The organism is Marinobacter sp. 3-2 (assembly GCF_003751355.1).
Classification (GTDB): domain Bacteria; phylum Pseudomonadota; class Gammaproteobacteria; order Pseudomonadales; family Oleiphilaceae; genus Marinobacter; species Marinobacter adhaerens.
Window position 1 is genome coordinate 19,582 of record NZ_RJUQ01000013.1, and the last position, 22,600, is coordinate 42,181.

General features: G+C 54.1%; 21 protein-coding genes. 17 read left to right on the forward strand and 4 right to left on the reverse strand.

The features are described from left to right. Window positions 1-15 precede the first annotated feature (15 nt). Window positions 16-918 carry a LysR family transcriptional regulator gene (locus tag EDB94_RS07505; RefSeq protein ID WP_108017975.1) on the forward strand — a complete coding sequence of 301 codons (903 nt, stop codon included), beginning with the start codon at window positions 16-18 and terminating at the stop codon, window positions 916-918. A 3-nt stretch (window positions 919-921) separates the two neighbouring features. On the opposite strand, the gene EDB94_RS07510 is transcribed toward EDB94_RS07505, so the two are convergent. Next, window positions 922-1,701, reverse strand: coding sequence for an IclR family transcriptional regulator C-terminal domain-containing protein (locus tag EDB94_RS07510; RefSeq protein WP_108017976.1), 780 nt, complete (start codon window positions 1,699-1,701; stop codon window positions 922-924). 208 nt (window positions 1,702-1,909) lie between these two features. Between EDB94_RS07510 and EDB94_RS07515 the strand changes: the two genes are divergently transcribed. The 5 genes from EDB94_RS07515 to EDB94_RS20960 all read left to right on the forward strand — a co-directional run bounded on the left by EDB94_RS07515 (window position 1,910) and on the right by EDB94_RS20960 (window position 6,608). Further along, complete coding sequence (locus EDB94_RS07515) at window positions 1,910-2,725, forward strand: CoA transferase subunit A (RefSeq protein WP_108017977.1); 816 nt, start codon at window positions 1,910-1,912, stop codon at window positions 2,723-2,725. After that, a complete protein-coding gene (locus EDB94_RS07520; protein ID WP_108017978.1) occupies window positions 2,725-3,501 on the forward strand; it encodes a CoA-transferase subunit beta in 777 nt (258 codons plus the stop codon). The genes EDB94_RS07515 and EDB94_RS07520 overlap by 1 nt, the downstream gene beginning before the upstream one ends. A gap of 8 nt (window positions 3,502-3,509) precedes the next feature. Further along, window positions 3,510-4,712, forward strand: a complete 1,203-nt coding sequence (pcaF, locus tag EDB94_RS07525) for a 3-oxoadipyl-CoA thiolase (protein WP_108017979.1) — start codon at window positions 3,510-3,512, stop codon at window positions 4,710-4,712. 14 nt (window positions 4,713-4,726) lie between these two features. Continuing rightward, entirely contained in the window at window positions 4,727-5,515 is a 789-nt protein-coding gene (locus tag EDB94_RS07530; RefSeq protein ID WP_108017980.1) for an alpha/beta fold hydrolase, read from the forward strand. Between the two features lie 169 nt (window positions 5,516-5,684). Continuing rightward, complete coding sequence (locus EDB94_RS20960) at window positions 5,685-6,608, forward strand: methyl-accepting chemotaxis protein (protein WP_108017981.1); 924 nt, start codon at window positions 5,685-5,687, stop codon at window positions 6,606-6,608. Window positions 6,609-6,661: 53 nt separating this feature from the next. On the opposite strand, the gene EDB94_RS07540 is transcribed toward EDB94_RS20960, so the two are convergent. After that, window positions 6,662-8,560 (reverse strand): sigma-54-dependent Fis family transcriptional regulator, encoded by a 1,899-nt coding sequence (locus EDB94_RS07540; RefSeq protein WP_108017982.1) that lies wholly within the window; start codon window positions 8,558-8,560, stop codon window positions 6,662-6,664. A 329-nt stretch (window positions 8,561-8,889) separates the two neighbouring features. On the opposite strand from EDB94_RS07540, the gene EDB94_RS07545 reads away from it, so the two are divergent. The 11 genes from EDB94_RS07545 (at window position 8,890) to EDB94_RS07595 (ending at window position 20,376) form a co-directional block, all read left to right on the forward strand. Beyond that, a complete protein-coding gene (locus EDB94_RS07545; protein ID WP_108017983.1) occupies window positions 8,890-9,801 on the forward strand; it encodes a transporter in 912 nt (303 codons plus the stop codon). Between the two features lie 54 nt (window positions 9,802-9,855). After that, entirely contained in the window at window positions 9,856-10,452 is a 597-nt protein-coding gene (locus tag EDB94_RS07550) for a gluconate 2-dehydrogenase subunit 3 family protein (RefSeq protein WP_108017984.1), read from the forward strand. A 16-nt stretch (window positions 10,453-10,468) separates the two neighbouring features. Beyond that, window positions 10,469-12,034, forward strand: coding sequence for an FAD-dependent oxidoreductase (locus EDB94_RS07555; RefSeq protein WP_108017985.1), 1,566 nt, complete (start codon window positions 10,469-10,471; stop codon window positions 12,032-12,034). A gap of 31 nt (window positions 12,035-12,065) precedes the next feature. Continuing rightward, on the forward strand, window positions 12,066-13,526 hold the full coding sequence (locus tag EDB94_RS07560; protein ID WP_108017986.1) for a benzaldehyde dehydrogenase: 1,461 nt from the start codon (window positions 12,066-12,068) through the stop codon (window positions 13,524-13,526). Window positions 13,527-13,759: 233 nt separating this feature from the next. After that, entirely contained in the window at window positions 13,760-14,935 is a 1,176-nt protein-coding gene (locus tag EDB94_RS07565) for an ABC transporter substrate-binding protein (RefSeq protein ID WP_108017987.1), read from the forward strand. A gap of 98 nt (window positions 14,936-15,033) precedes the next feature. Beyond that, window positions 15,034-15,897 carry a branched-chain amino acid ABC transporter permease gene (locus tag EDB94_RS07570; RefSeq protein WP_108017988.1) on the forward strand — a complete coding sequence of 288 codons (864 nt, stop codon included), beginning with the start codon at window positions 15,034-15,036 and terminating at the stop codon, window positions 15,895-15,897. A 13-nt stretch (window positions 15,898-15,910) separates the two neighbouring features. Beyond that, window positions 15,911-16,867 (forward strand): branched-chain amino acid ABC transporter permease, encoded by a 957-nt coding sequence (locus EDB94_RS07575; protein ID WP_108017989.1) that lies wholly within the window; start codon window positions 15,911-15,913, stop codon window positions 16,865-16,867. A gap of 2 nt (window positions 16,868-16,869) precedes the next feature. After that, on the forward strand, window positions 16,870-17,637 hold the full coding sequence (locus tag EDB94_RS07580) for an ABC transporter ATP-binding protein (protein WP_053114030.1): 768 nt from the start codon (window positions 16,870-16,872) through the stop codon (window positions 17,635-17,637). After that, window positions 17,634-18,347 (forward strand): ABC transporter ATP-binding protein, encoded by a 714-nt coding sequence (locus EDB94_RS07585; RefSeq protein ID WP_108017990.1) that lies wholly within the window; start codon window positions 17,634-17,636, stop codon window positions 18,345-18,347. Before EDB94_RS07580 ends, EDB94_RS07585 begins: the two co-directional genes overlap by 4 nt. 95 nt (window positions 18,348-18,442) lie before the next feature. After that, window positions 18,443-19,447 (forward strand): porin, encoded by a 1,005-nt coding sequence (locus EDB94_RS07590; RefSeq protein ID WP_108017991.1) that lies wholly within the window; start codon window positions 18,443-18,445, stop codon window positions 19,445-19,447. A gap of 119 nt (window positions 19,448-19,566) precedes the next feature. Beyond that, window positions 19,567-20,376: an IclR family transcriptional regulator gene (locus tag EDB94_RS07595; protein WP_094182557.1), complete on the forward strand. Its 810-nt coding sequence runs from the start codon at window positions 19,567-19,569 to the stop codon at window positions 20,374-20,376. Here the strand turns inward: EDB94_RS07595 and EDB94_RS07600 are convergent. Together EDB94_RS07600 and EDB94_RS07605 are read right to left on the reverse strand one after the other, a co-directional pair. Next, window positions 20,373-21,329 (reverse strand): AraC family transcriptional regulator, encoded by a 957-nt coding sequence (locus tag EDB94_RS07600; protein ID WP_108017992.1) that lies wholly within the window; start codon window positions 21,327-21,329, stop codon window positions 20,373-20,375. The two genes, EDB94_RS07595 and EDB94_RS07600, sit on opposite strands and share 4 nt — an antisense overlap. A 199-nt stretch (window positions 21,330-21,528) precedes the next feature. Then, on the reverse strand, window positions 21,529-22,446 hold the full coding sequence (locus EDB94_RS07605) for an AEC family transporter (protein WP_108017993.1): 918 nt from the start codon (window positions 22,444-22,446) through the stop codon (window positions 21,529-21,531). Window positions 22,447-22,600 lie beyond the last annotated feature (154 nt).

Sequence of the window (22,600 nt, forward strand, 5' to 3'; positions counted from 1 at the left end):
ACCTAGGAGGTATGGATGGAACTCAGACACCTGCGATATTTCGTCGCCGTTGCAGAGGAAGGCAACCTCACCCGGGCAGCAGAAAAACTGTTTATTGCACAACCACCACTAACCCGGGCAATGAAGCAGCTTGAGGAAGAAATAGGTGTAGAGCTTTTTATCCGCAAGCCCAGGGGCCTTGAGCTGACCAATGGAGGGGAATATTTTCTGGAACAGGCCCGACAGATACTGGACAAAGTAACTGCGACGGTTGATGACACTCGCAGGATCGCACAGCATCGAAAGACTATTTTTTCCATCGGGTTTGTCCCATCCGTTTTTTATGGCCAGCTACCTCTCATGGTTCGGCGTCTGCGCCGAAACAAGAACTTGGAGATAGTCCTGCATGAACTGAAAACACGGGAACAGGTCGAAGCACTTAAGACTGGCAAGATCGACATTGGCTTTGGAAGGGTGAGCATAGAAGACCCCGACGTGGAGCAGGAGCTACTGTTCGACGAGCCCATCATCGCTGCCATACCCATGGGTCACCCGCTCAGCAAACACCCTCCGTCTATGAAAGAGCTTTCTGCCCACCCCATGGTCGCCTTCCCTTCCGGGCCGGGCCCAAACTTTGCAGATATCACCCAGGGGCTTTTTCACAGACGCGGCCTGAAAATTCATGTCAGCCAGCATGTCAACGATCTTCAAACGGCCCTATCGCTGGTCGCCTCCGACATGGGGTTCACGCTGGTGCCAGAACAGGTCCGAAAACTTAATCGTGAGGGGGTGGAATTCATGCCGCTAGAGGATAACAACATCACCACGCCCGTTATCGCCTCCCGTCGTCGAGGCGAAAACCCGAACGCCGTGATGCGGCTGGCTAACACTATCCTGGATGAACTCGTACAGAACCGGCTGACCGGTCGTTATCCGTGAGGCTTATCGAGCCGCCTGGCGAATCTGATCAGCCACAATCTGCAGCCTCGGCAAATACATGTTCAACAGAGTATCCATGTCCACTCGGGCGGCATTGGTGCTGATATTAAGTGCACCCAAAAGCTCGCCGCTCGCAGAATAGGCGGGCACCGCCACAGATCGCAAACCAAGATCAAGCTCCTGATCTACGACGGCGTACCCGAGATTTCGCGCCTTGTCGATCTCCTCCCGCAAAACGTTTTTTTCTGTGATTGAGGATAACGTATGACGCTCAAGCTGAATCCTGTTTATATAGATCTCAAGCTCGCTCTGCGGCAACTGTGCCAGCAGCACCCGCCCCATTGAGGTATAGGCCGCAGGCAGGCGGGTACCCACCGACAGCGTAATGGCCATTAGGCGATGCCGGGCGGCCGACCGCACCACGTACACTACATCGTCACCATCCAGAACCGCCAGGGATGAGGATTCTCCAAGCTCGGCGGTAATGTCTTCCAGATACTGTTGAATGACTGCTCGATACTGGTTTGATGCTTGATAGGCATAACCCAGCTGCAGCACCCGAGGAGTCAGCTCGAACTGGCGACCGGTGCGCTTCACAAACCCCAACGCGTGCAGGGTCAGCAGAAATCGCCGTGCCTTAGCTCGGTCCATATCAGTGCGGGCCGCCACTTCGCTCAGGGTCATGTGAGGGTGATCGGCATCGAATGCCTGAAGAACCTCTAGACCCGACGCCAGTGCGCCCACGTAATCCCGGTCTCCCGGCTTGAGAATCTGTTCGTCCATTCCAGCTCCTGTAACAAGCTTATTTAGCCTGCCGCACATCATGTCAGCGCATGGTATCAGTCAGTTCGCATTACGAACATCCGTGCTTTTGACCAACTGGTGAAAATTTGTACTTGACGACCGAAAACCAATCACGCCATTATGTTCGCATATTAAACTTATGTTCGTATATCGAACTACTCAGCCAAAACACGATGGAGACACTGCGATGGCCGAATTCCTCTCTCTCAAGGAAGCGGTAGGCAAACACATCAACAGCGGCGACACCGTTGCGATGGAAGGCTTTACCCACCTAATTCCGTTTGCCGCTGGACACGAAATCATCCGCCAGCAAAAACGTGACCTGACCCTGATCCGCATGACCCCGGACTTGGTTTATGACCAGATGATCGGTGCCGGCTGCGCTAAAAAACTGATTTTCTCTTGGGGTGGCAACCCGGGCGTGGGCTCCCTGCACCGTTTGCGGGATGCCGTTGAGAAAGGCTGGCCGAACAAACTGGAGATCCTGGAACATAGCCACGCAGCCATGGCCTGCGCCTATGAAGCCGGCGCCGCCGGGCTGCCGCTAGCAGTTCTGCGCGGTTATGTCGGCAGCGACCTGCCCAAGGTCAATGACCAGATCAAATTCATCGAGTGCCCCTTTACCGGTGAGCGCCTGGCGGCAGTACCCTCTGTTCGTCCGGATGTAGCCGTGATTCATGCCCAGCGGGCCGACCGCAAGGGTAATGTGCTGATAGAAGGCATCGTCGGTATCCAGAAGGAAGTGGTGCTGGCCGCCAAGCGGAGCATTGTGACCGTTGAGGAAATCGTGGATGACCTCGGCGCCTCCGTGAACGCCTGCGTACTGCCCTCCTGGGCCATCACCGCCATCGCCGAGGCCCCGAAAGGCGCCAAACCCTCCTACGCCCTCGGCTACTACGACCGTGACAACGCCTTCTACAAAGAGTGGGACGGCATCGCCCGCGACCGGGAAACGTTCCAGACCTGGCTGAAAGACAACGTGTTTGAAAAAGGAGCTGCGTGATGAGCCTTGAATTTACCTCCTCAGAAATGATGAGCGTCACTGCCGCCCGCGCACTGACCAGCGACATGACCTGCTTCGTGGGCATTGGACTGCCCAGCGAGGCTGCCAACCTGGCGCGACTGACCCACGCACCGGACGTGACCCTGATTTATGAATCCGGCACCCTGCAAACCAAACCGGACGTGCTGCCTCTATCCATCGGCGACGGCGAGCTATGTGAATCCGCCCTGACCACCGTGGCAGTACCGGAGATGTTCCGGTACTGGCTGCAGGGTGGACACATCAGCGTCGGCTTCCTGGGTACTGCCCAGATTGACCGTTACGCCAACCTGAACACTACGCTGATTGGCGACTACCGCGAACCGAAAGTCCGCCTGCCTGGGGGTGGTGGCGCCCCGGAAATTGCCACCAATGCAAAGGAAGTGTTCATTACCGTCAAGCATTCCAAGCGTACCTTCGTGAAGGACGTCGACTTTGTTACCACCGTTGGCTTTGGACGCGACGGCAAGGCACGGGATAATGTACCCAACATTGGACGTGGTCCCACCGTGGTAATTACCGACCTGTGCATTCTCAAGCCTGACCCTGATAGCAAAGAACTGGTAGTCACTTCTCTGCATCCCAATGTGACTCGGCAAGAAGTGATCGATGCCACTGGGTGGGAAATCCGGTTTGCCGACACGTTGGAGACCACGCCAGAGCCAAGTGCCAAAGAGCTGGAAGTTCTGCGTGATCTGAAAGCACGCACAAATGCACATCATGCCGGTCAACAGTGAGAAATATCATGACTGACGTTTATCTCTGCCATCCTCGTCGTTCGGCGATTGGCCGTTTCGGTGGCACCCTTGCCAGCATTCGCCCTGACGACCTCGCCGCTCACATTTTTAAAGCGGTACTGGAGCAGGCTTCGAAACTCGACCCGACCGCTATCGACGAAGTGATGATGGGCTCCGCTAACCAGGCCGGTGAAGACAACCGCAACGTGGCGAGGATGTCTGCCCTGCTGGCCGGCTTGCCTACGTCTGTTCCCGGCACCACTCTCAATCGTCTGTGCGGCTCCGGCATGGACGCCGTGGGTACGGCGTTCCGCGCCATTCGTGCAGGTGAAATGGACCTAGTGTTAGCAGGAGGCGTGGAATCCATGTCTCGCGCACCCTATGTGATGGGCAAGGCTGACAGCGCCTTTTCACGTGGCCAGAAGATTGAGGACACCACCATCGGCTGGCGCTTTGTGAACCCGCTGATGAAAAAGCAGTACGGCATCGATTCCATGCCGGAAACGGCGGAGAACGTGGCCGAACAATACAAGGTGTCGCGGGAGGATCAGGACCTGTTCGCCTTCCGTTCCCAGGAAAAGGCCGCCCGAGCCCAGAAGGAAGGACGCTTCGCCGAAGAAATCGTGCCTGTGTTCGTTCCGCGACGGAAACAAGACCCGCTGGTGTTCGATACCGACGAGCATCCCCGCGAAAGTACGCTGGAGAATCTCGCATCCCTGCCCACGCCATTCCGCGAAAACGGCAGCGTGACCGCAGGCAACGCCTCAGGCGTGAACGATGGCGCCGCTGCGATGCTGGTTGCCAGTGAGACCGCCGTCAAAACCCACGGACTAAACCCCATGGCCCGCATACTGGGCATGGCCACGGCCGGCGTGGAACCGCGCATCATGGGCATCGGCCCTGTGCCGGCGGTTCGCAAGCTGCTGGAGAAACAAGGCATCGGCATTGACGACATTGACGTGATCGAACTGAACGAAGCCTTTGCCGCCCAAGGGTTGGCGGTACTGCGGGAATTGGGCGTTGCCGATGGTGATTCACGCGTGAACCCTAACGGCGGCGCCATCGCCCTGGGCCATCCTTTGGGGATGTCCGGTGCCCGACTGGTAATGACCGCCGCCCACCAACTGCAGAGCACCGGTGGCCGCTATGCCTTGTGCACCATGTGCGTAGGTGTCGGCCAGGGTATCGCGACACTCATCGAACGGGTCTGAGCTAAGGAGCAAACATGGCTTTTCTAAAACACGACGGTCGCACGATTTGTTATCGACTGCTGGGTGACAGCAACAAACCGCTGCTGATGCTCGCTCATCCCCTAGGCATGACCCAGGGGGTTTGGGACGACATGTTGCCAGCGCTACTCGAAAAATTTCGGGTACTGGCCTGGGATTTACCGGGACACGGCGCCAGCGCCGCCTGGCCGGAAGAATCCGACGAAATCACACCGGAAAACCTGGCGCAGGAAGCCATCGCGCTCGCGAAAGTGGCAGAGTCAGATAAGTTCCACTTTGTCGGAACATCGATTGGCGGCGCCATTGGCCAGCAACTCCTCAGCAAGCATTCTGAAAGGCTGCTTTCAGCCACGCTCACAAACACCGGCGCCGTCATCGGCACACCCGATGCCTGGAATACCCGCTCGGCCAACGTTCTGGAACTCGGCCTGCCGGCCATGGCGGTGGATATCGTGCCACGTTGGTTCGGCCCCCACGCGTGCGAAAAGCAGCCGGCGCTGGTGGAAGGCTGGAGCGTGATCATGGGACGCGGTGATGACCGTAGTTATGCCCTGCTGTGTGAGATGCTGGGGCGGGTCGACTTCCGAGAGCAGCTGGGGCAGCGTCAAGTGCCACTCCGACTGCTTGGTGGTTCTGACGATGTGGCCACGCCCCCAGACACACTCAGGGCGCTGGCCGGCGTCAGCGGTGCAGCGGAGCCGGTCATTTTGGAGCAGATTGGCCACGTGCCGTCGGTGGAATGCCCCGATGCATTCAGCCAGATTCTGCTTGATGCCCTGACCTGAGCACTTAGCGCGCAGACCAGACCGCAGCTTACTCCGGTCCTGGTTTGCAGCCAACCACTTCCGCGCTTCAGAATCTGGATAACTGTCTGCACTTTGCGGATAGGTTCATTCCGAAAAAAACCTTAGCGTTGCTCCACAATGCTAAACCTTGCCCGCCGGGAACAGTACCATGGACAACACTCTCACATTAGAAAAAGAAACCTCTGAGACCGGTTCTTCCAAAGTCCCAATGTATGGAGCGTTCCTCCTGGCTCTCGCCTTTGCCGCACTGATGCTTGTCAACGCAGACACGGTATTCCAAACCACGCTTGCAGCCATAACTCTTGGGCTGACAGCTACTGCACTTATTCTGTGCGCACGAATGCGTCCGACCACCGTCACGATACGCGAACCGGTGCCACCAGTGGAGTCCCGTCCCGAACCGGTTCATGAACCGGAAACGCCTGTGCCCGAACCGAAATCACCCGACCCCGTTCTGATCGGCCACCTAGACGACCTGCGAAACAACGTGGACATGATACTCGAAGAAATGGATGAAGCTGGCAAACTAGCCAAAGCGTCCGGCGCGAAGGTAGCCCAGAGCGCGAACAGCATTTCCGGGGCCGAGGCCTCGATTAGGGAGCTGGCGGAGTTCATGAGTCGTATCGATGACGTCTTCACTCAGTTGGTTAAACAGTCCGAAGAAATCGGTAGCATTGTCGGCAACATTCAGGATATTGCCAAACAGACCAACCTGCTGGCTCTGAACGCGTCCATTGAGGCCGCGCGAGCGGGAGAACACGGTCGCGGCTTTTCGGTAGTGGCCGACGAAGTGCGTAACCTAGCTGTTCGAGCGAACGAATCCAGCGAGAGTATCCGTGAAATCGCCAACAGCCTGAATTCGACCTCCGTGGAGGCCGGTAGCGGTATGGAAAAAATCCGCCAGTCGTGTGATCACTGCCTAAACCAGTCGGGGGAAGCCTTACAAGCAATGGAAGACATTCAGGCCGGAGCTGTCGCTCGTATGGAAGTGGTTCAGGGCATTACCAAACGCTTGCAGGTCCAGAGCGAGCTCACCCGTCAACTTTATACTGACCTCAGCACTGAGCATTGATCTTTTTTGGGACGGGCTTCCCATGGCCGGGTGACGACCAACAACCTAAGTTTTCACTGAACGCCCGCATTGGCGACTTTGAGCCTCCGATACAGTGTCGCTCGACCAATGCCCAACCGTTTTGCTGCGCGACTGACATTCCCCCCCTCAATTACCAGCGCTTCCTCGATAACGGCGCGCTCCAGAGTCTTTAAAGTACCGCGTTTGCTCGCTGCCCTATTGCTTCGAACTGCCATGGTTGTCGGGGCCGCTATCTCTTCAGGCAGATGGCAAAGTTGCAAAACTTCACCGGGGTCCGCAAGTGCGTCTGCGTGAGTCAGGGCATAGACGAGCTCACGAACATTTCCCGGCCAGTCGTACCGCATTAAACCGTCCAAACAGTCTTGCGACAACTCGCGACTACCCTGTGTCAGAGCACGGCATCGGTCGACAATGAAGCTTTGCAAATCCGAGCGTTCCGAAAGTCTTGGCAGGCGTATAGCCATACCTTTAATGCGGTAGAGCAGATCCTCGCGAAATTCTCCGTCCCTGGCAGCTTCTGACAGGTTCCGATGTGTTGCGCAGATCAACTGGAAACGGACCTGCTTTGGGGTAGCACTTCCAAGACGGGTCACTTCACGGGTTTCCAACACTCTCAATAAACGGGACTGGAGCGCCAACGGCATGTCACCAATCTCATCCAGAAACAGGGTGCCACCATCTGCCTGCTCGATCTTACCTGGAGCACCGCCTCGTCGCGCACCTGTGTAGGCACCATCAGCGTGACCAAAGAGCTCACCCTCAATAAGCGACTCCGGGATGGCCGCACAGTTAATCGCAACAAACGTGCCGGAAGAAAATGCGCTACCGTTATGAAGTGACGTTGCCATCACTTCCTTTCCGGTCCCGGTCTCACCTAGTATAAGCACCGGCAGCCCCTTCTCCATTGCTCTGCTTGCTTGGTTTACCTGACGACTAATTGCATGATCACCAAAATCTGTGGATTCTGGTACACGATTAGCCAAAGGCGCGGAAGCCGTACGTCTCGTGGTTTTTCGCGAACCAGCATCGACCGGTCGTAGCGAGAATGACAGCCCAGAGTGCATCCTGGCCGTTATAGGGTGATTCCGGCCACGGAACCCATCAACGAGTGCCTCAAAGCGCAAATCAAACAAATCCTGAAAGCGCAACGTCCCATCCGTTGAGGCCAACCCCGTCAGTTCGCGCACCCGGGGCGACAAACCAAGCACTTGTCCGTCCGGCCCAAGCGCCACCAACATGTCACTCGTGGCATGAGGATCACTCTGCTCCCACCCTAGACTAATCATGAGCCAAGGCGACAACATACCCATCAACTGGCGTTCAATCCTAGCTGAACATTGTTGCACTAAGGAAAGCGCGCTTCCCGGCTCCAACGGATTTCCACGAGTAATATCAATGGCCCCCAATACCCTGCCCATGGGGTCCACAATGGGAGAGGCCGCACAATTGAATACTCGATTTGCATGCAAGTAATGCTCGACTCCGGCAACTAGCACTGGACGACGCTCCAACACAGCACAAGACATCGCGGAAGTGCCAATATTCGCCTCGGAGAGATTGACTCCCTGTCGAAAGGCGTCATTAATCAGTGTATTGGCGCACCGACCCGAACGTCTCGCTGCCAGAGCAACCCCTTTGTCATCCGTAAGCAGAACGGAATAGCCTGCGCCATTAACGGTTTGGCCCAACTGTTCCAGCGGCTGGGTGGCTGCCTCCAACAAAATTCGGTTGTTATCCATCAGCTCTATTAAACCGTTTCTGGACACGGTGTCGAACTGAACACGCTCACTCACGTTTTTTCTCGCCGCGGAACAACGCTGCCAGGAATGAACAATGGCATCATCGATCAGGCCCGTTGGAATCTGACCATGCTCAAAAAAGGTTTCACGTGCCTTGGCACGCCTCTGGTCGGCAGGAATAAGTGCGCTCATTGATTTTCCTCTATCGCAGGACTGATTATTGTCGTTTGATGCGACCCTGCGCTTTGGCCTTATTGGCTCTTCTTGTCATTTTCTTGAAACTTTAACACGTTCTTTAATAAGGACCGCCTGAAAATTCGTTGACATGCCACTTACTGTCTCATTCTGAGACAGTGCCTCCCTGTTTCCCCGATTGAAACATTCATAGCCCCTCTTAACGATAACAAAACTCCCTTAATCAAATGATTTAAATAGCCTTTTTTATAGAAACGAACTGTTGGCATGATCGTCGCTAACTGTTTTCGCGTTGACAACAACAACACGAAATTTGGAGAGCAACTATGCGATCGACCTCGAAGTACACACCATCAAAATCACTTGCTTTGGGCTCAACCCTGATACTGGCCATGAGCATTTTCTCGGTTCCAACCCAAGCTGCCGAAATTGCCACTGACCCCGGCGACTACACACCGCTGCCAGCAGGTGTAAACCTTGGGATTCTATACGGCCAATATGCCACCCGCGACGCAGCTTACGCCGATGGCAACAAAGTCCCCGCCGAGGCTGGACTGGACACCACTATAGGATTGGCACGCTTCGTCCACTACATGGACATTGGTGGCATTATTGTTGATCCCCAGATCATCGTTCCTTTCGGAAAGGTGGAACTGACAGAGCCCTTCGGTCCGCTTCAGCCGACCTCAGAAAGTGGTATCGGTGACCCGATCATCGGCGCAACTGCTTGGGTTCTCAACAACCCCGATGATCAGCAATGGGTTGGCCTGTCCGCTTTCGCATCCGTGCCGGTCGGCCAATACGATGAGGCCAAAGGTCCAGTAAATATTGGCGAGAATCGTTGGAAGGGAATTTTTCAAGCTGCCTACGTGAAACATTTAAGCTCCAGTGTAGTGCTGGACCTGATCGCAGAGTATTCAGTATACGGCGACAACGACGACTTCCTCGGCTTCAAACGCGAACAGGAAGATGCGCAGAGCCTGCAGAGCCATCTTCGTTACCTCTTGTCCAAGCAAAGCCACGTGGCACTTTCTTACTACCATTCGTTTGGGGGTGAAACCACTGTTGGCGGCCAAAAGCAGGACGACAGGGTGAACACCAATCGCTGGCAGGCAACCTACGCAACTTTTGTTGATCCGACTGTGCAACTGCAATTTCAGGCTGGCCAGGACATCGACGTGGAAAACGGATTCAAAGAAGATACCCGCGTAAATCTGAGAATATTGAAGGTATTCTGACCCCCAAGAACATGAACATGCCTTTCGAACACAGGCAATAATTCGGAGAACACCATGAGTCAGATGAGCGATCAAACAAAAGAAGCCATCGACCAGATCAATGGCCTAAGCCGCCGAAGCTTTCTTAAAGCGGCAAGCGGCCTTGCGGTTGCTGCGACAGTCGGCACCGGACTTCTGGGGGCAGCGCACGCTTTCGCCTCAACCCCAGAAGGCATAAATGTTATGTCCGCCAGCGAATATCACGTGATGAATCGCCTGATGCAGGTTCAGCTGGCGAGCGAGGGAACCGGTCTAGTTCCGGCAAGTGAAATCCCGGTCATGCAGACATTGGACGCCGCACTTATGGCGACTATGGCACCCCACATTCTCGAAGGCCTGAAAGGTGGTATCGCCTACTTTAATGACGGACCTAAGACCTTTTATGGCAAACCTTTTGTGGAACTGTCCGACAAGCAAGCCGCAGCATTCTGTGACACTTGGGCCAATTCCGACGAAGTACCGCAAAGAGCACTTGCTATGGGCCTGAAAAAGCTGATCGGGCTGGCCTATTGGGCGAATCCCCCGACCTGGGAGCCTCTCGGCTACGGCGGACCGGTGACTGAAAAATGGAACCTGGTGTCTCTGGGCAATGCACCCTTACCAAAAAGCTGAGCGGCAGGAGTAGATCATGCAAGAAACAATCGAAGCTAAAACAATACCTGCCCACGGTTTGCAGGTAACCCAAGCGTCAGACGTGACCAGCGACAACATTGAGCTCAACGCCGATGCTGTCGTAATTGGATCAGGTGCCGGCGGAGCCATTGCAGCTTATGAGTTGGCCAAAGCCGGAAAAAAAGTGGTGGTTTTGGAAGCCGGCCCTTATGTGCCATCTGAACAATTTTCAGAAATGTTGGCCGTTTCCATGGATCAGCTTTATGCCGACCACGGCGGTCAGTCCAACTCCGCCGGTGACATCTCAATCTTGCAGGGTGCCTGCGTTGGTGGGTCCACAGTCGTAAATGCTGCCCTGTGTTTTCGAACCCCGGATTACTATCTCGACCGATGGGGGAAGGAGTTCGGGCTGACCAATCTCACACCGAAAGTCATGCTGCCCTACTTTGAGAAAGTCGAAGAAAATCTCGGCATTGCACCGAACAAGTCCTTTGAGACCAGTCCAGGCGCCCAACTGCTCAGAGGCGGCATGAAAAAGCTGAACCTTCCCGAAGGTAATGCCAAACGCAATATTCGCAATTGTGCTATGACTGGTTTCTGCTTCGCTGGCTGCAAATCCGACCGTAAACAATCCATGATGGTCACCTACCTGCCCTGGGCCGTGGCCTATGGTGCGACCATCTATTCTGACACGCGGGCCACACAGATCCTCGCAGAAAATGGCAAAGCCACTGGCGTATTGGCCGAAATTGTTGACCAGCAGAGCAAAACGGTAAAGAGCAGGCTCAAGGTCAACGCTCCGATCGTCGTCGGCGCGGCTGGACCGATCCAAATGCCAATCCTGCTTCAGAAAAGCAAACTAGCCAACAGCAATGGCCAGGTGGGCAAGAACTTCGCCTGCCATCCAACCATGTCTGTGACCGGCATGTTCGAGGAGAACGTTGATAACTTCTACGGTGCCACCCATTCCCTATACATGGATAAACATGTAATGCCTGGGGATGGAAGCTACTTGCTGCTCGATGCTATCCAGGAACCCGTGGAGGCCAGTTTTCAGGCCGAGCCAGGCACTGGTAAGCCGTACATGTCCTACATGTCGAAATATCGCAACACAGTTCGCCTAATCACCCTCATCCACGATCAAAACGTGGGCGAGGTAAACTGGAAAGACGGCGTGAAAGAGATCAAATACTTCGTCGACGACGGCGATTTCGAAATCATGAAGAACGGCCTAAAGACCAATGCTCGGGTACTTTTTGCCGCCGGTGCGAAGCAACTGTTCATTCCGACATCCCACAAGCTGACCATCGACAGTGAAGATCAGATTGATGCTGTCATCGATGGGCTCGACAATGAGCCCGCCCGCTATCGCTACACCTCGTTTCACCCCCAGGGTACCTGCCGTATGGGGGCAGACCCGAAATCCACAGTGGTTTCTCCCACGGGCGAAACCCATGAGATCAAGAACCTTTACATCGTGGATGCGAGCCTGCTGCCGACATCGATCGGTTACAACCCCTCGGAAACAGTTTACGCGCTGGCCCACTATATAAGCGACCAGATCAACCGGGCGCACACCTGATTACAGTCGAAAGCATTGAGGAGAAAATACCATGGATGTGCCAGTAAACTCTGTTTGGCAACAGAACCTTTTCCTGGGCTCATGGCAAAATGGCGACGGTGAGCAGGTCGATATAATGGAACCAGCGACCGGGGAGGTGATCACACAACTGAAAGCGGCGACGCCTCTTGACGTTGACCGGGCCGCCATCATCGCCAAAGACGCCCAGAAAAAGTGGATGGCAGTGCCCTTTGATCAGAAAGCCGAGATCCTGCGCAGGGCCGCAGCCCTCCTCAAGGAGCGCGCGGAAGAAATCAACGGATGGAATACCCGCGAGTGCGGCTCAATCGGTCCAAAAGCAGATTGGGAGTTACAGGCTACCTACGAACAGGCTCAGATGGCTGCAGCCATGCCAATGCAGCCCAATGGCGAGATATTCCCGTCAAGCATTCCCGGAAAGCGGAATTATTGGAAGCGGGTACCACTTGGTACCGTAGGTGTTATCGCACCCTGGAACTTTCCCATCCTTCTTTCAATGCGTTCCGTGTTTCCGGCCCTGGCCATGGGTAACTGTGTGATACTCAAGCCGGATCCCAAAAGCAGTATTTGTGGCGGTGCACTGATGGCTCAAATTCTCGAAGACGCCGGACTGCCCGAAGGGGTGTTTCATGTTCTGCCGGGCGGCCCTGATGTAGGCCAGGCTCTCGTTGAACATCCGCTGGTCAAAATGATCTCTTTTACCGGTTCCACCGCGGTTGGGAAAAAGATTGGCGAGATCTGTGGTCGGATGCTTAAGAAAGCCTCGCTGGAGCTAGGTGGAAACAACGCACAGGTGGTTCTCGAAGACGCCGACCTGGACATTGCAAGTTCGTGTGGTGCATGGGGCTCTTTTCTGCATCAGGGGCAAATCTGTATGCAGACCGGTCGACACCTCGTCCAAAGTTCGGTGGCAGACGCTTATATTGCTCGCCTGGCCGCTCGCGCCGGAAACCTTGCCTGCGGAAACCCTGCGCAAGAACAGGTTCATATAGGTCCACTGATCAACGAGGTTCAGGCAAAGCGGGTAGAGGGTATCGTCAACCGCTCTGTCGAAATGGGCGCACGCATCGTCGTCGGCGGCAGACGTAATGGCAACTACTATGAGCCCACAGTTATAGCCGACGTCACCTCGGACATGCCAGTCTTTTCCGAGGAAGTCTTCGGGCCTGTAGCACCAGTGATGACCTTCGACTCGGATTCAGAAGCTCGTGATCTGGTCAATGAGTCTCCCTATGGTTTGGCTGCAGCGATTCATTCAGGCTCGACAGAACGAGCACTGAAGATTGCCAATCAAATCCATGTTGGGATGATTCATATCAACGATCAAACTGTAAACAACGAGTTCCAGGTACCCTTTGGCGGCATGGGCAGCTCGGGTAACAGCGGCCGCTTTGGTGGTCCAGCCAACATTGAAGAATTCACCACCAGCCAATGGGTGAGCGTGATGGAAGAGGGTATGCAGTATCCTTTTTGAACCATGAGCTCGCCTGTCATTTCTTGTTGAGCGTCGGTTCCCGTTGGGAACGATCTGCCCTTGCCTGAAGAACGCCCGGTTCTTCAGGCTTTTTTATCGACCAAGCTACTGAATTTGAAAGGTCTCGCAATACCTCTGCAATAACCGGACACGCCTATGCAGAAAACGGATATCTCTGCAGCCCCCACACGCCTCTAATGACAGAACCCACAACAACAATCTGAGGTGTTGAAATGAGCAAGATCAAAACGCTTGCCGGTGCTGTACTGGCAACCACCCTTACCGCCGGGCTCTCAACCTCTGCCCTAGCGGCCGCTGGTGACCCGGTAAAGATCGGTGTCATGCTTCCGTTCAGCGGCATTTACGCACAACTTGGTGAAGCCGGCCGAGATGGCCTGAAGCTCGCTCTGAAAGAGCATGCCGAAAAACTTCACGGATCAAAAGTTGAGTTCATCGAGCTTGATACTGAAGCCAAGCCCTCACGCGCTCCGGAGCTAGCATCTTCGCTGTTGAACCAGCACGAAGCAGATTTCGTGATTGGTCCGGTTCATTCCGGCGTTGCCATGGGCATGATCAAGATGCTGCGCGGTAAAGATACCATTATGATTATCCCCAACGCGGGTTCTGCCGCGGCGACCGGTCCTCTTTGCTCTCCCAACGTATTCCGCACTTCCTTCTCATCCTGGCAGCCGTCCTACCCCATGGGCGAAGTGGCGCTTGAAAAAGGCTACAAGAAGGTTTATGCGATCAGTTGGAACTACGGCATGGGCCGCGAGAGTCTCGACGCCTTCGAAGAGTCCTTCACCGCCGGTGGGGGTGAGATTGTCGAGAAGGTACTGCTGCCTTTCCCGTCCACCAATTTCCAGTCCCACGTCAGCGACATAGCTGACGAGAATCCTGATGCGGTGTTCACATTCTTCGCCGGTGGTGGCGCCATCAAGTTTGTGAAGGATTACGACGCCATGGGCCTGCGCGGCAAGATTCCGCTGATGGGGTCCGGCTTCCTCACCGAAGGTACACTGCAGGCACAAGGTGATGCTGCAGAAGGCGTGATGACTGGGCTGCACTACGCAGAACAGTTGGACGTTCCGAAGAACCGAGAGTTCCGGGAAGCCTTCAACACCGAGTATGGTCACTACCCGGATATCTACGCCGTTCAGGGGTATGACGCAGGGCAGGCCATCGCCAACACCATCGACCAGCTTGAAGGTGATATTTCAGACAAGCAGGCGGTGATCAGCACCATGGAAAAGTTGACCATCGACAGCCCGCGTGGGGAATTCACCTTCTCCAAGGCACATAACCCGATTCAGAACATCTACCTGCGGGAAGTGAAAGATGGCGTGAACGTGGTGCAGAGTATCGCCGCCGAAGCGCTGGAAGATCCCGCCCGTGGCTGCAAACTCTGAGCACGGGCTCTGTTACCCCCCGGCAAGAGCCGGGGGCTTACCTGAAGCTCCCTGCCCATACCTGAATTGACTTATCCGTAAAACCGTTGGGTATTACTATGTCTACCGAACTTTTCTTCGTGCAACTTATTAATGGCATCCAGTATGGGTTGCTTCTTTTCCTGATCGCTTCCGGCCTGACCCTAGTGTTCGGCGTCATGGGCATCCTTAACTTGGCCCATGGTTCCATGTACATGGTCGGCGCCTATCTGGTGTGGTACTTCGTCGCTGTGACCGGCAGCTTTACGGTATCGGCCATTCTGTCGGCAGTAATCGCGCTTGGCCTGGGCATACTCATCGAGCGGGTATTGATCCAGCGACTCTATAACCGCAATCACCTGGACCAGGTACTGCTGACCATAGGCATGATCTTCGTGTTCAACGCTTTGCAAAGCATTCTCTGGGGCAATGATCCCTATGGTGTTGCCGTTCCGGAAGCACTGAGCGGTTCGGTGCCTTTTACCGACAACTCAAGCTATCCGGTGTATCGCATCTTCGCTGCAATGGTCTGCATAGCCATCGCCGCTGCCCTGTACTTCGTGGTGAGCAAAACCCGGCTGGGCATGTTGATTCGCGCCGGCGAATCTAACCGAGAAATGGTAGAAGCTCTCGGAGTCAACATCAAAAGCCTCTATACCATCGTGTTTGCCATCGGAGTCATGCTTGCAGCCGTTTCGGGCATTATTGCCGCACCAATGCGCTCCATCGTTCCCGGCATGGGCGAAAGTGTATTGATCACCTGCTTTGTCGTAGTGGTCATAGGAGGCATGGGCTCGATTAAGGGCGCCTTCGTGGGAGCCCTGCTGGTCGGTGTTATCAGCACTTTTGCTGCGGTTCTAATACCGACCATGTCCAACATGATTATCTACATCTTTATGATCCTGGTGCTGCTGGTGAAGCCCCAGGGCCTGTTCGCCAAGTAAGCGGGAGCCGAACATGATTTTCGAAAAACGCACCGAACGGATTTTCCTGGCGATCTTCTTTGTCATCGCCCTCTGTATTCCCCTTTTCCTGGAGGAGAACTCCTTCTTCGTGGGCAAAGCCACCACCATCCTGATTTTGGCGGTGTTTGTAATGTCTCTGGACTTCCTGGTTGGGCGAGTTGGCCTGGTCACCTTGGGTCACGCCCTGTTCTATGGCCTTGGCGGCTATTTATTCGTGATCCTCACGCCGGAGTATGAGGCAGTCAATTTCTGGATCTACGCCTTTTACATTATGGGGCTTAATGCCCTGATTGCGCTGGTGATCGGTGCGGTGGTGCTACGCACCTCCGGAATCTACTTCATCATGATCACCCTGGCCATCTCGCAGATGGCCTATTACTACTTCTTCGATTCCCTGGAGTTCGGCGGCAACGACGGTCTGTTTATCTTCATGAAGCCAGAAACCAGTATCTTCGGACTGAGCTTCCTGAACCTGGACAACCCCACCCACTTCTATTACCTGGCATTGCTGGCGGTGCTGGTCACCCTGTTGGCCATCAAGATCATCCTGCGTTCGCGCTTTGGCCGCATCGTCGAAGCCAGCCGCCTGAACCCGGAACGTACCGCGGCGCTGGGCTACAACATCTTTGCCTTCCGCCTGATCAGCTACGTCATTGGCAGCACCCTGGCGGCCTACGCCGGTTTGCTGTTTGCCCTGCAGTACGGCTATGTAAACCCGCAATTCATGACCTGGGAAATGTCTGGAACAGCGCTGGTGATGTCCATCCTCGGCGGGATGGGCACGATCTACGGCGCCATTATCGGCACCATAACCTATGAAGGTCTGCAGTATTTCTTCGAGCACATGAGCGAAGACTGGATGCTGTTCATGGGCGGCGCCATCATCCTTATGGTCCTGCTGCTGCGCAAAGGCCTGGCCGGATACCTTGAAAAGCTGCTGGAGAAATAATCATGGCCAACGACATCATTCTGGAAACCGAATCCCTCAGTAAACACTGGGGCGGGATCAAGGCACTCAACGACATTTCCCTGCAGTTTCATGATCGACAACTGCACGGCGTGGTCGGCCCAAACGGCGCCGGCAAGAGCACGCTGTTGAATATGCTGTGCGGCACCCTGCAGCCAACCAGCGGATGTATCTTCCACAAGGGCGAGCAGATTGAAGGCATGAAGCCGTGGAAATTCGTGCGCCGGGGCATCGGCCGCAGCTTCCAGAAAACCAACATCTACGCCGATGTCACCTGCCTGGAAAACTGCGCGGTGGCGGCTCAGCGCCGATTTGCGGGTAGCTTCAATTTGTTCGCGTCGCGTCATTCCAACAAGCTTGTTCAGGAAGCCGCTGAAAAGGCTTTATGTCAGGTGGGGCTCGAAAGCCGCATCCATACCGTTGCGGCGGAAATTTCATACGGAGAGCAGCGCCAGCTCGAACTGGCCATGGTGCTGGCAACCGATCCGTGCATCCTCCTTCTGGATGAGCCCATGGCTGGCATGGGCCACGAAGAATCTCAGCGCATTATCGCGCTGCTGAACGAGCTCAAACAGACCTACTGCATTGTGCTGGTAGAGCACGACATGGACGCAATTTTTGAGCTGTCCGACCAATTAACCGTGCTGGATAACGGCACCCACCTGATTACTGGCACCGTGGATGAAGTTCGCAACGAGCCCCGGGTGAAAGAAGCCTACCTGGGCAAGGAAGACGAGGAGGAAGCGGCATGAGCAACAGCCTTCTAGCAGTTAAGAATCTCAATACACTTTATGGCCGCAGCCACATCCTCCACGACCTGTCCTTTAAACTTGAGAAAGGGCAATCCATGAGCTTGATGGGACGCAATGGCATGGGCAAGACCACCACGCTTAAGTCCATTCTTGGCATCGTGCCACCCCGCAGTGGTCATGTTTACTTTGACGGACAGGACATTAGTAACCTGCCGACATGGAAGCGGATGAGAAGGGACATTGCCTACGTTCCCGAGGGCCGGGGCATGTTCCACAACCTTACGGTGAAAGAACACTTACAAATGGCCGCACGCCCCGACAGCAATGGAAAATCCGGCTGGGACTTCGACCGAGTTATGTCGACTTTCCCTCGCCTTCAGGAGCGCTTGTCTAATTTAGGAACGGAACTCTCTGGGGGTGAGCAGCAGATGCTGGCGATCGGACGGGCGCTGGTCACCAATCCGAGACTGATGATTCTTGACGAAGCCACCGAGGGCCTTGCACCGCTGATCCGAGAGGACATATGGAAGGTTATCGCAACCATTCGCGAGTCCGGCATTTCTACATTGATCGTGGACAAGAACATCAAGGCCCTGAAGAGGCTCTGTGACCGTCATGTCGTTATTGTAAAAGGAAAAGTTCATTTCGACGGCAGCTCTGAGGAGCTGGACCAGAACCTAGAAAAAGTCGAAACGGCACTCAGTGTGTAAATTTACAGAAAACGGATAGGGATGTTCATTAACCGGATATTTGACCCCGCCGTAATAACCGATAGTTCAAGTGCCAAACAACAAGGAGAAGGCAAATGAACTATCGTAACTCACTGCTAGCGCTGGCGATCGCTTCCGGTCTCAGCGCAACACCTTCCGCTCATGCTCTCGAACTCGGCGAGTTCAACGACACCAAATTTAGCATCGGTGGTTATTTCAAAGCCGAAGCCATCTATGAAAAGGTCGATGATGGGGACTCGCGCATCTTCGGTCGCTCAAACCAGTCTCGCGTGAACCTCAAGACGGTGACCCAGAAGGAAGGCCATACCATTGTCGGTTTTGTGGAAGGCGACTTTTACGGCGGAACCTATCCTGGGGAGAACAACGACCTGCGTCTTCGCCACGCGTTCATCAAGGTTGACCAGACCACCGTAGGTCAAACATGGACCGGCCAATTCTGGGCCGTTGCATACCACGACTACCTGGATTTTCTCGGTGGGCCACGCGGCACCTTGGGCGGGTTGAACTTCCGCACCAACCTGATTAGCCATGAGGTGGCCGGATTTCGTTTTACCGCACAGGATCCAGTAAACAACGACGCAGACACCCCCGATCTGGCCGTCAACTACAACCTGAACTTCGACGGCGGTCACCGTGTTATCCTCACCGCATCCGGTCGCGAAGTTGAAAACGGCGACTTCGTGGGTGGCGGTGCCATTGGATCAAAGTTCATGATCGGGCCGCACAGCATTAACTTAAACGCCCACTACGGCGAAGGACTTGGAGCGTTCACCGGTGTAGGCGTGAACAACAGCCTGTCATCCCCCGATGTAGAAAACGGCGATGCTGTAAGCCAGGCAGGCGTCGACGTCGGATTCCGCTACGTCATAAACAGCGATTGGCGAGCCAATGTAGCCTACACAGCCGTTGAAGTGGACGATAACGCCGACACCAACTACGAGGCCCACCGCGTCAACTTGATCCACAACATTACGCGGGATCTGGAAGCCGGGATAGAGTGGCGCAAATACAACCTCGCCTTCGGCCCACTTCTACCGGAAGGCCAGCAGGTTGAGGTAATGGCCAAATACAAGTTCTGATCCAGACCTTCAGAATTGGTACTTTGAAAGAAACCGGAAAGGCGGGCGTCCTCGTTCCCCAGGGCGCCTGTTTTCCACTGGCACACGGCAGAACCAGTCATTCGAAAACGGTAACGTCAATGGCAGAAGAGACCACAAAGCGACAAGGAATCGGTTCGCTGGAAATTGGATTACACATACTCAACTACATATCCGTAGCATCCAGACCCCCGACCCTGAAGGAACTTTCGGGCGCTCTGGACCTTTCGCCTAGCCGCGCTCACAAGTACCTCGTCAGTTTGCTGAGAGAGGGCTATATCAATCAGGTGAATCAGACCCAGTATACTCTCGGCAACTCCAGCCTGACTCTCGGTATTTCTGCGCTCCGGCGCATTAACCCCATTCAATTGAGTTATGCGGCTGTTGATCGGCTTAATGAAGAAACAGACAAAACGGTTTCCGTGACTGTATGGAATGGTAACGGCCCATTGATCATCAAGTGGTTGGATTCAAGCCAGCCAATCTCGGTCAACGTGAGGTTGGGCGCGGAGTTATCGCCACTGAACTCTGCGTCAGGAAGGATTTACCTGGCCCACTTACCAGACAAACGACGCAAGGAGTTGATAGACCAGCACTACGAGAACTCCAAGTCACTCCCAAAACATCGGGGCAAGCCCGTCACCCGAGACGAACTGCAACTTCATCTGGACACCATCAAACGGGATAACTACTGCGCGTTTTTCAGCGATTACCTTCCCGAAATCAATGTGCTTAGCTGTCCCGTGTTCGATATTAACGGCAGCATTGTCACCGTCATCACACTGTTGGGTCTTGATAGGGACACAGATATTAGCGAAGGCTCATTTCTGTTCGAAAAGGTCTTGGAGTGCAGTAAACGGGTCACTCGCCAGATTTGCGGGCAACAACGAGAAGGCAATGGCCGGGCTTAACCGGCCATTCGCAGGGTTTCAGAGGGCAATTCGCCGAAGGATTTTCGATAATCCGACGAAAACCGGCCCAAGTGGCTAAAGCCATAGTCCAGCGCGATCTCGGTAACATTGCGGCATTTTCCCTGTATGAGATCTTCCCGCAACTTCTGCAATTTCAACTGCTTAATGTAACACTTCGGAGTCGTTGCGAAGGCTTTTGAAAAGGCATTGTAGATGGATCGAACACTCATATTAGAGACGCTGGAGAGTTCTTCGATATCAATATTGCGATGCACGTTCTGTTCTATGTGCCTCAGCATCTTACCCAGCATGGGCGTATGAGCAGTTTCGCCCTCTTCAATTGACCAGTTACTCGGAAAAGCTTTCAGCAGCTTCTTGAGTATGATGTCCCGGTAAGGCGCTCCGACTGCGCTTATTTCCTCATCCTCGGCATCATCAAGCTCCGAAAAAACGGCTTCAATAATTTTGATGAGTGCCGGACATAATTTGAGATCGACGGGAATCCGATCAAAACGAATACCATTTTCTGGCAACCGCCGAAGAGACACCTCCCGGGCGTTGATCAATGCTAACTCAGGAACTTTGATGATTAACTTTTCGCAATCTTCTGAATATTCGAGATCAATTTTCTCATAGGGGTTCACCATAAGGCCCTGGCCACTGCGAACTTTCATCCGTTCGCCAGCCTGGTGCCAGACACACTCCCCTTTGGTGACGATTTGCAGGTGGTAAATGGATTCCAGTTCAGGACTTTTTACCCGGACGCAATTTCCGTAGCTAATTTGAGACAAACCAAATCCGGCAAACTCCCTGAAACTTAGACGTGACTTTTGTTCCTGCCCACCGACCATTTCGAGTCTATGATGTCCGATATGCTTATTGACGAAGGATGACACTTCTTCCGGGTGTGCCCCATGGAGGATTGTTCCGCCTGCAAGTTGTTGACTAAACATCAGCTGCCTCATTTACTTATTATTAATTCATTCACTTTAAAGAAAACGGCATGATCAATCAACAACCAATCAAACGCCCTTCTCTCATTGGCAAGCCCCCGATAAAGCAAACGCCTGATGGCGTTGCGCCGAACGCAAATCTGCAGGTGCTGGCAATGAACTGAGAGCGGATACTGCGAGGAATTAAAAATCGAAGCGGTCAGAATGCTAGAGAAATCATGATCGGTATAAAAGCAAGGGCAAAAATTGTAGTCAGTAGAACCGTTCCAGCTGCTTGGCTCGGTGACACATCCATCAAGGTGGCGATAACAACAGCATTCGCAGGTATTGGCGTGATTGAGATCAGGAAAATCGCTTTGTGGGCAGCTGAGTCGTATATATCCAGGAATGTTGCATCCAGCCACCAGAAGCCAATCGCAACCAAGGGCCAGATCACGAACTTTCCAAAAAAGGCCATTGCCGTAAAACGAATGTTGCCTGCCAATACACGGAAACTGATGATGCTCATACCGATAATCATCATGCCCAGAACACTGTGAGCTCCTCTGAAATTATCGAAAAGCGGAACGAAAATTTCTGGAATGTCGACCCCAGAAAGATTCATCGCCATAGCGGCAATAAAGGCATACACGGCTGGGAGCCTCAGAACCCGGAAAAGGGCGTCTTTAATTCCGAACTGACCTCGTGCGGCGAGATAAAAACCCACCGAGTTTTCGAAAAGCGTTGTTCCGAGCATGCACATGATGTATAGCCCCAGCCCCTCTTTTCCAAAAAGTAGTAGCGCTACCGGCACTCCAAAGTATCCGTTGTTTCCTGAACCGACACACAAAGGGATGATGTTGGCACTGCCATCATTGAGAAACTTACTTGCTACTTTCATCTGGACAATACCTAGTACAGATGCAATCGCAAAAATGAGAAAGGGCAACAGGATAACTTCTGTTGAAAGCGGCGCGGCCATCACACCGGAAAAAACGACCGATGGGGTCACGATGTAAAGCATGATGCCCGCTATGTTTCGGCTGTTGGCCTCCAGATAGCGGCCCGCAATCCAGCCCAGAGCAACCGTTACGTAGAGCGGAATCAGCTTAGTAAAGAGAGCAAATCCGGCCGTCATAGGTATTCCGGGTAGCGTTAATATTTCCTGCCAGGCAAGCCGCGACGTTAACAGTGCAAGAGGAAACTGAGGCGTTTTAAAAACATTAGGGATCTCTGAGGCGTTAATCTATCCGCTCAGTGCAGACACTTATCCAGGTGCTGAAACCTGACAG

What these genes read in the sequence shown, in the direction of transcription:
- EDB94_RS07505 (WP_108017975.1), top strand. Translation starts at nt 16, where the DNA reads ATGGAACTCAGACACCTGCGATATTTCGTCGCCGTTGCAGAGGAAGGC.
- EDB94_RS07510 (WP_108017976.1), bottom strand. Translation starts at nt 1,701, where the DNA reads ATGGACGAACAGATTCTCAAGCCGGGAGACCGGGATTACGTGGGCGCA.
- EDB94_RS07515 (WP_108017977.1), top strand. Translation starts at nt 1,910, where the DNA reads ATGGCCGAATTCCTCTCTCTCAAGGAAGCGGTAGGCAAACACATCAAC.
- EDB94_RS07520 (WP_108017978.1), top strand. Translation starts at nt 2,725, where the DNA reads ATGAGCCTTGAATTTACCTCCTCAGAAATGATGAGCGTCACTGCCGCC.
- pcaF (WP_108017979.1), top strand. Translation starts at nt 3,510, where the DNA reads ATGACTGACGTTTATCTCTGCCATCCTCGTCGTTCGGCGATTGGCCGT.
- EDB94_RS07530 (WP_108017980.1), top strand. Translation starts at nt 4,727, where the DNA reads ATGGCTTTTCTAAAACACGACGGTCGCACGATTTGTTATCGACTGCTG.
- EDB94_RS20960 (WP_108017981.1), top strand. Translation starts at nt 5,685, where the DNA reads ATGGACAACACTCTCACATTAGAAAAAGAAACCTCTGAGACCGGTTCT.
- EDB94_RS07540 (WP_108017982.1), bottom strand. Translation starts at nt 8,560, where the DNA reads ATGAGCGCACTTATTCCTGCCGACCAGAGGCGTGCCAAGGCACGTGAA.
- EDB94_RS07545 (WP_108017983.1), top strand. Translation starts at nt 8,890, where the DNA reads ATGCGATCGACCTCGAAGTACACACCATCAAAATCACTTGCTTTGGGC.
- EDB94_RS07550 (WP_108017984.1), top strand. Translation starts at nt 9,856, where the DNA reads ATGAGTCAGATGAGCGATCAAACAAAAGAAGCCATCGACCAGATCAAT.
- EDB94_RS07555 (WP_108017985.1), top strand. Translation starts at nt 10,469, where the DNA reads ATGCAAGAAACAATCGAAGCTAAAACAATACCTGCCCACGGTTTGCAG.
- EDB94_RS07560 (WP_108017986.1), top strand. Translation starts at nt 12,066, where the DNA reads ATGGATGTGCCAGTAAACTCTGTTTGGCAACAGAACCTTTTCCTGGGC.
- EDB94_RS07565 (WP_108017987.1), top strand. Translation starts at nt 13,760, where the DNA reads ATGAGCAAGATCAAAACGCTTGCCGGTGCTGTACTGGCAACCACCCTT.
- EDB94_RS07570 (WP_108017988.1), top strand. Translation starts at nt 15,034, where the DNA reads ATGTCTACCGAACTTTTCTTCGTGCAACTTATTAATGGCATCCAGTAT.
- EDB94_RS07575 (WP_108017989.1), top strand. Translation starts at nt 15,911, where the DNA reads ATGATTTTCGAAAAACGCACCGAACGGATTTTCCTGGCGATCTTCTTT.
- EDB94_RS07580 (WP_053114030.1), top strand. Translation starts at nt 16,870, where the DNA reads ATGGCCAACGACATCATTCTGGAAACCGAATCCCTCAGTAAACACTGG.
- EDB94_RS07585 (WP_108017990.1), top strand. Translation starts at nt 17,634, where the DNA reads ATGAGCAACAGCCTTCTAGCAGTTAAGAATCTCAATACACTTTATGGC.
- EDB94_RS07590 (WP_108017991.1), top strand. Translation starts at nt 18,443, where the DNA reads ATGAACTATCGTAACTCACTGCTAGCGCTGGCGATCGCTTCCGGTCTC.
- EDB94_RS07595 (WP_094182557.1), top strand. Translation starts at nt 19,567, where the DNA reads ATGGCAGAAGAGACCACAAAGCGACAAGGAATCGGTTCGCTGGAAATT.
- EDB94_RS07600 (WP_108017992.1), bottom strand. Translation starts at nt 21,329, where the DNA reads ATGTTTAGTCAACAACTTGCAGGCGGAACAATCCTCCATGGGGCACAC.
- EDB94_RS07605 (WP_108017993.1), bottom strand. Translation starts at nt 22,446, where the DNA reads ATGACGGCCGGATTTGCTCTCTTTACTAAGCTGATTCCGCTCTACGTA.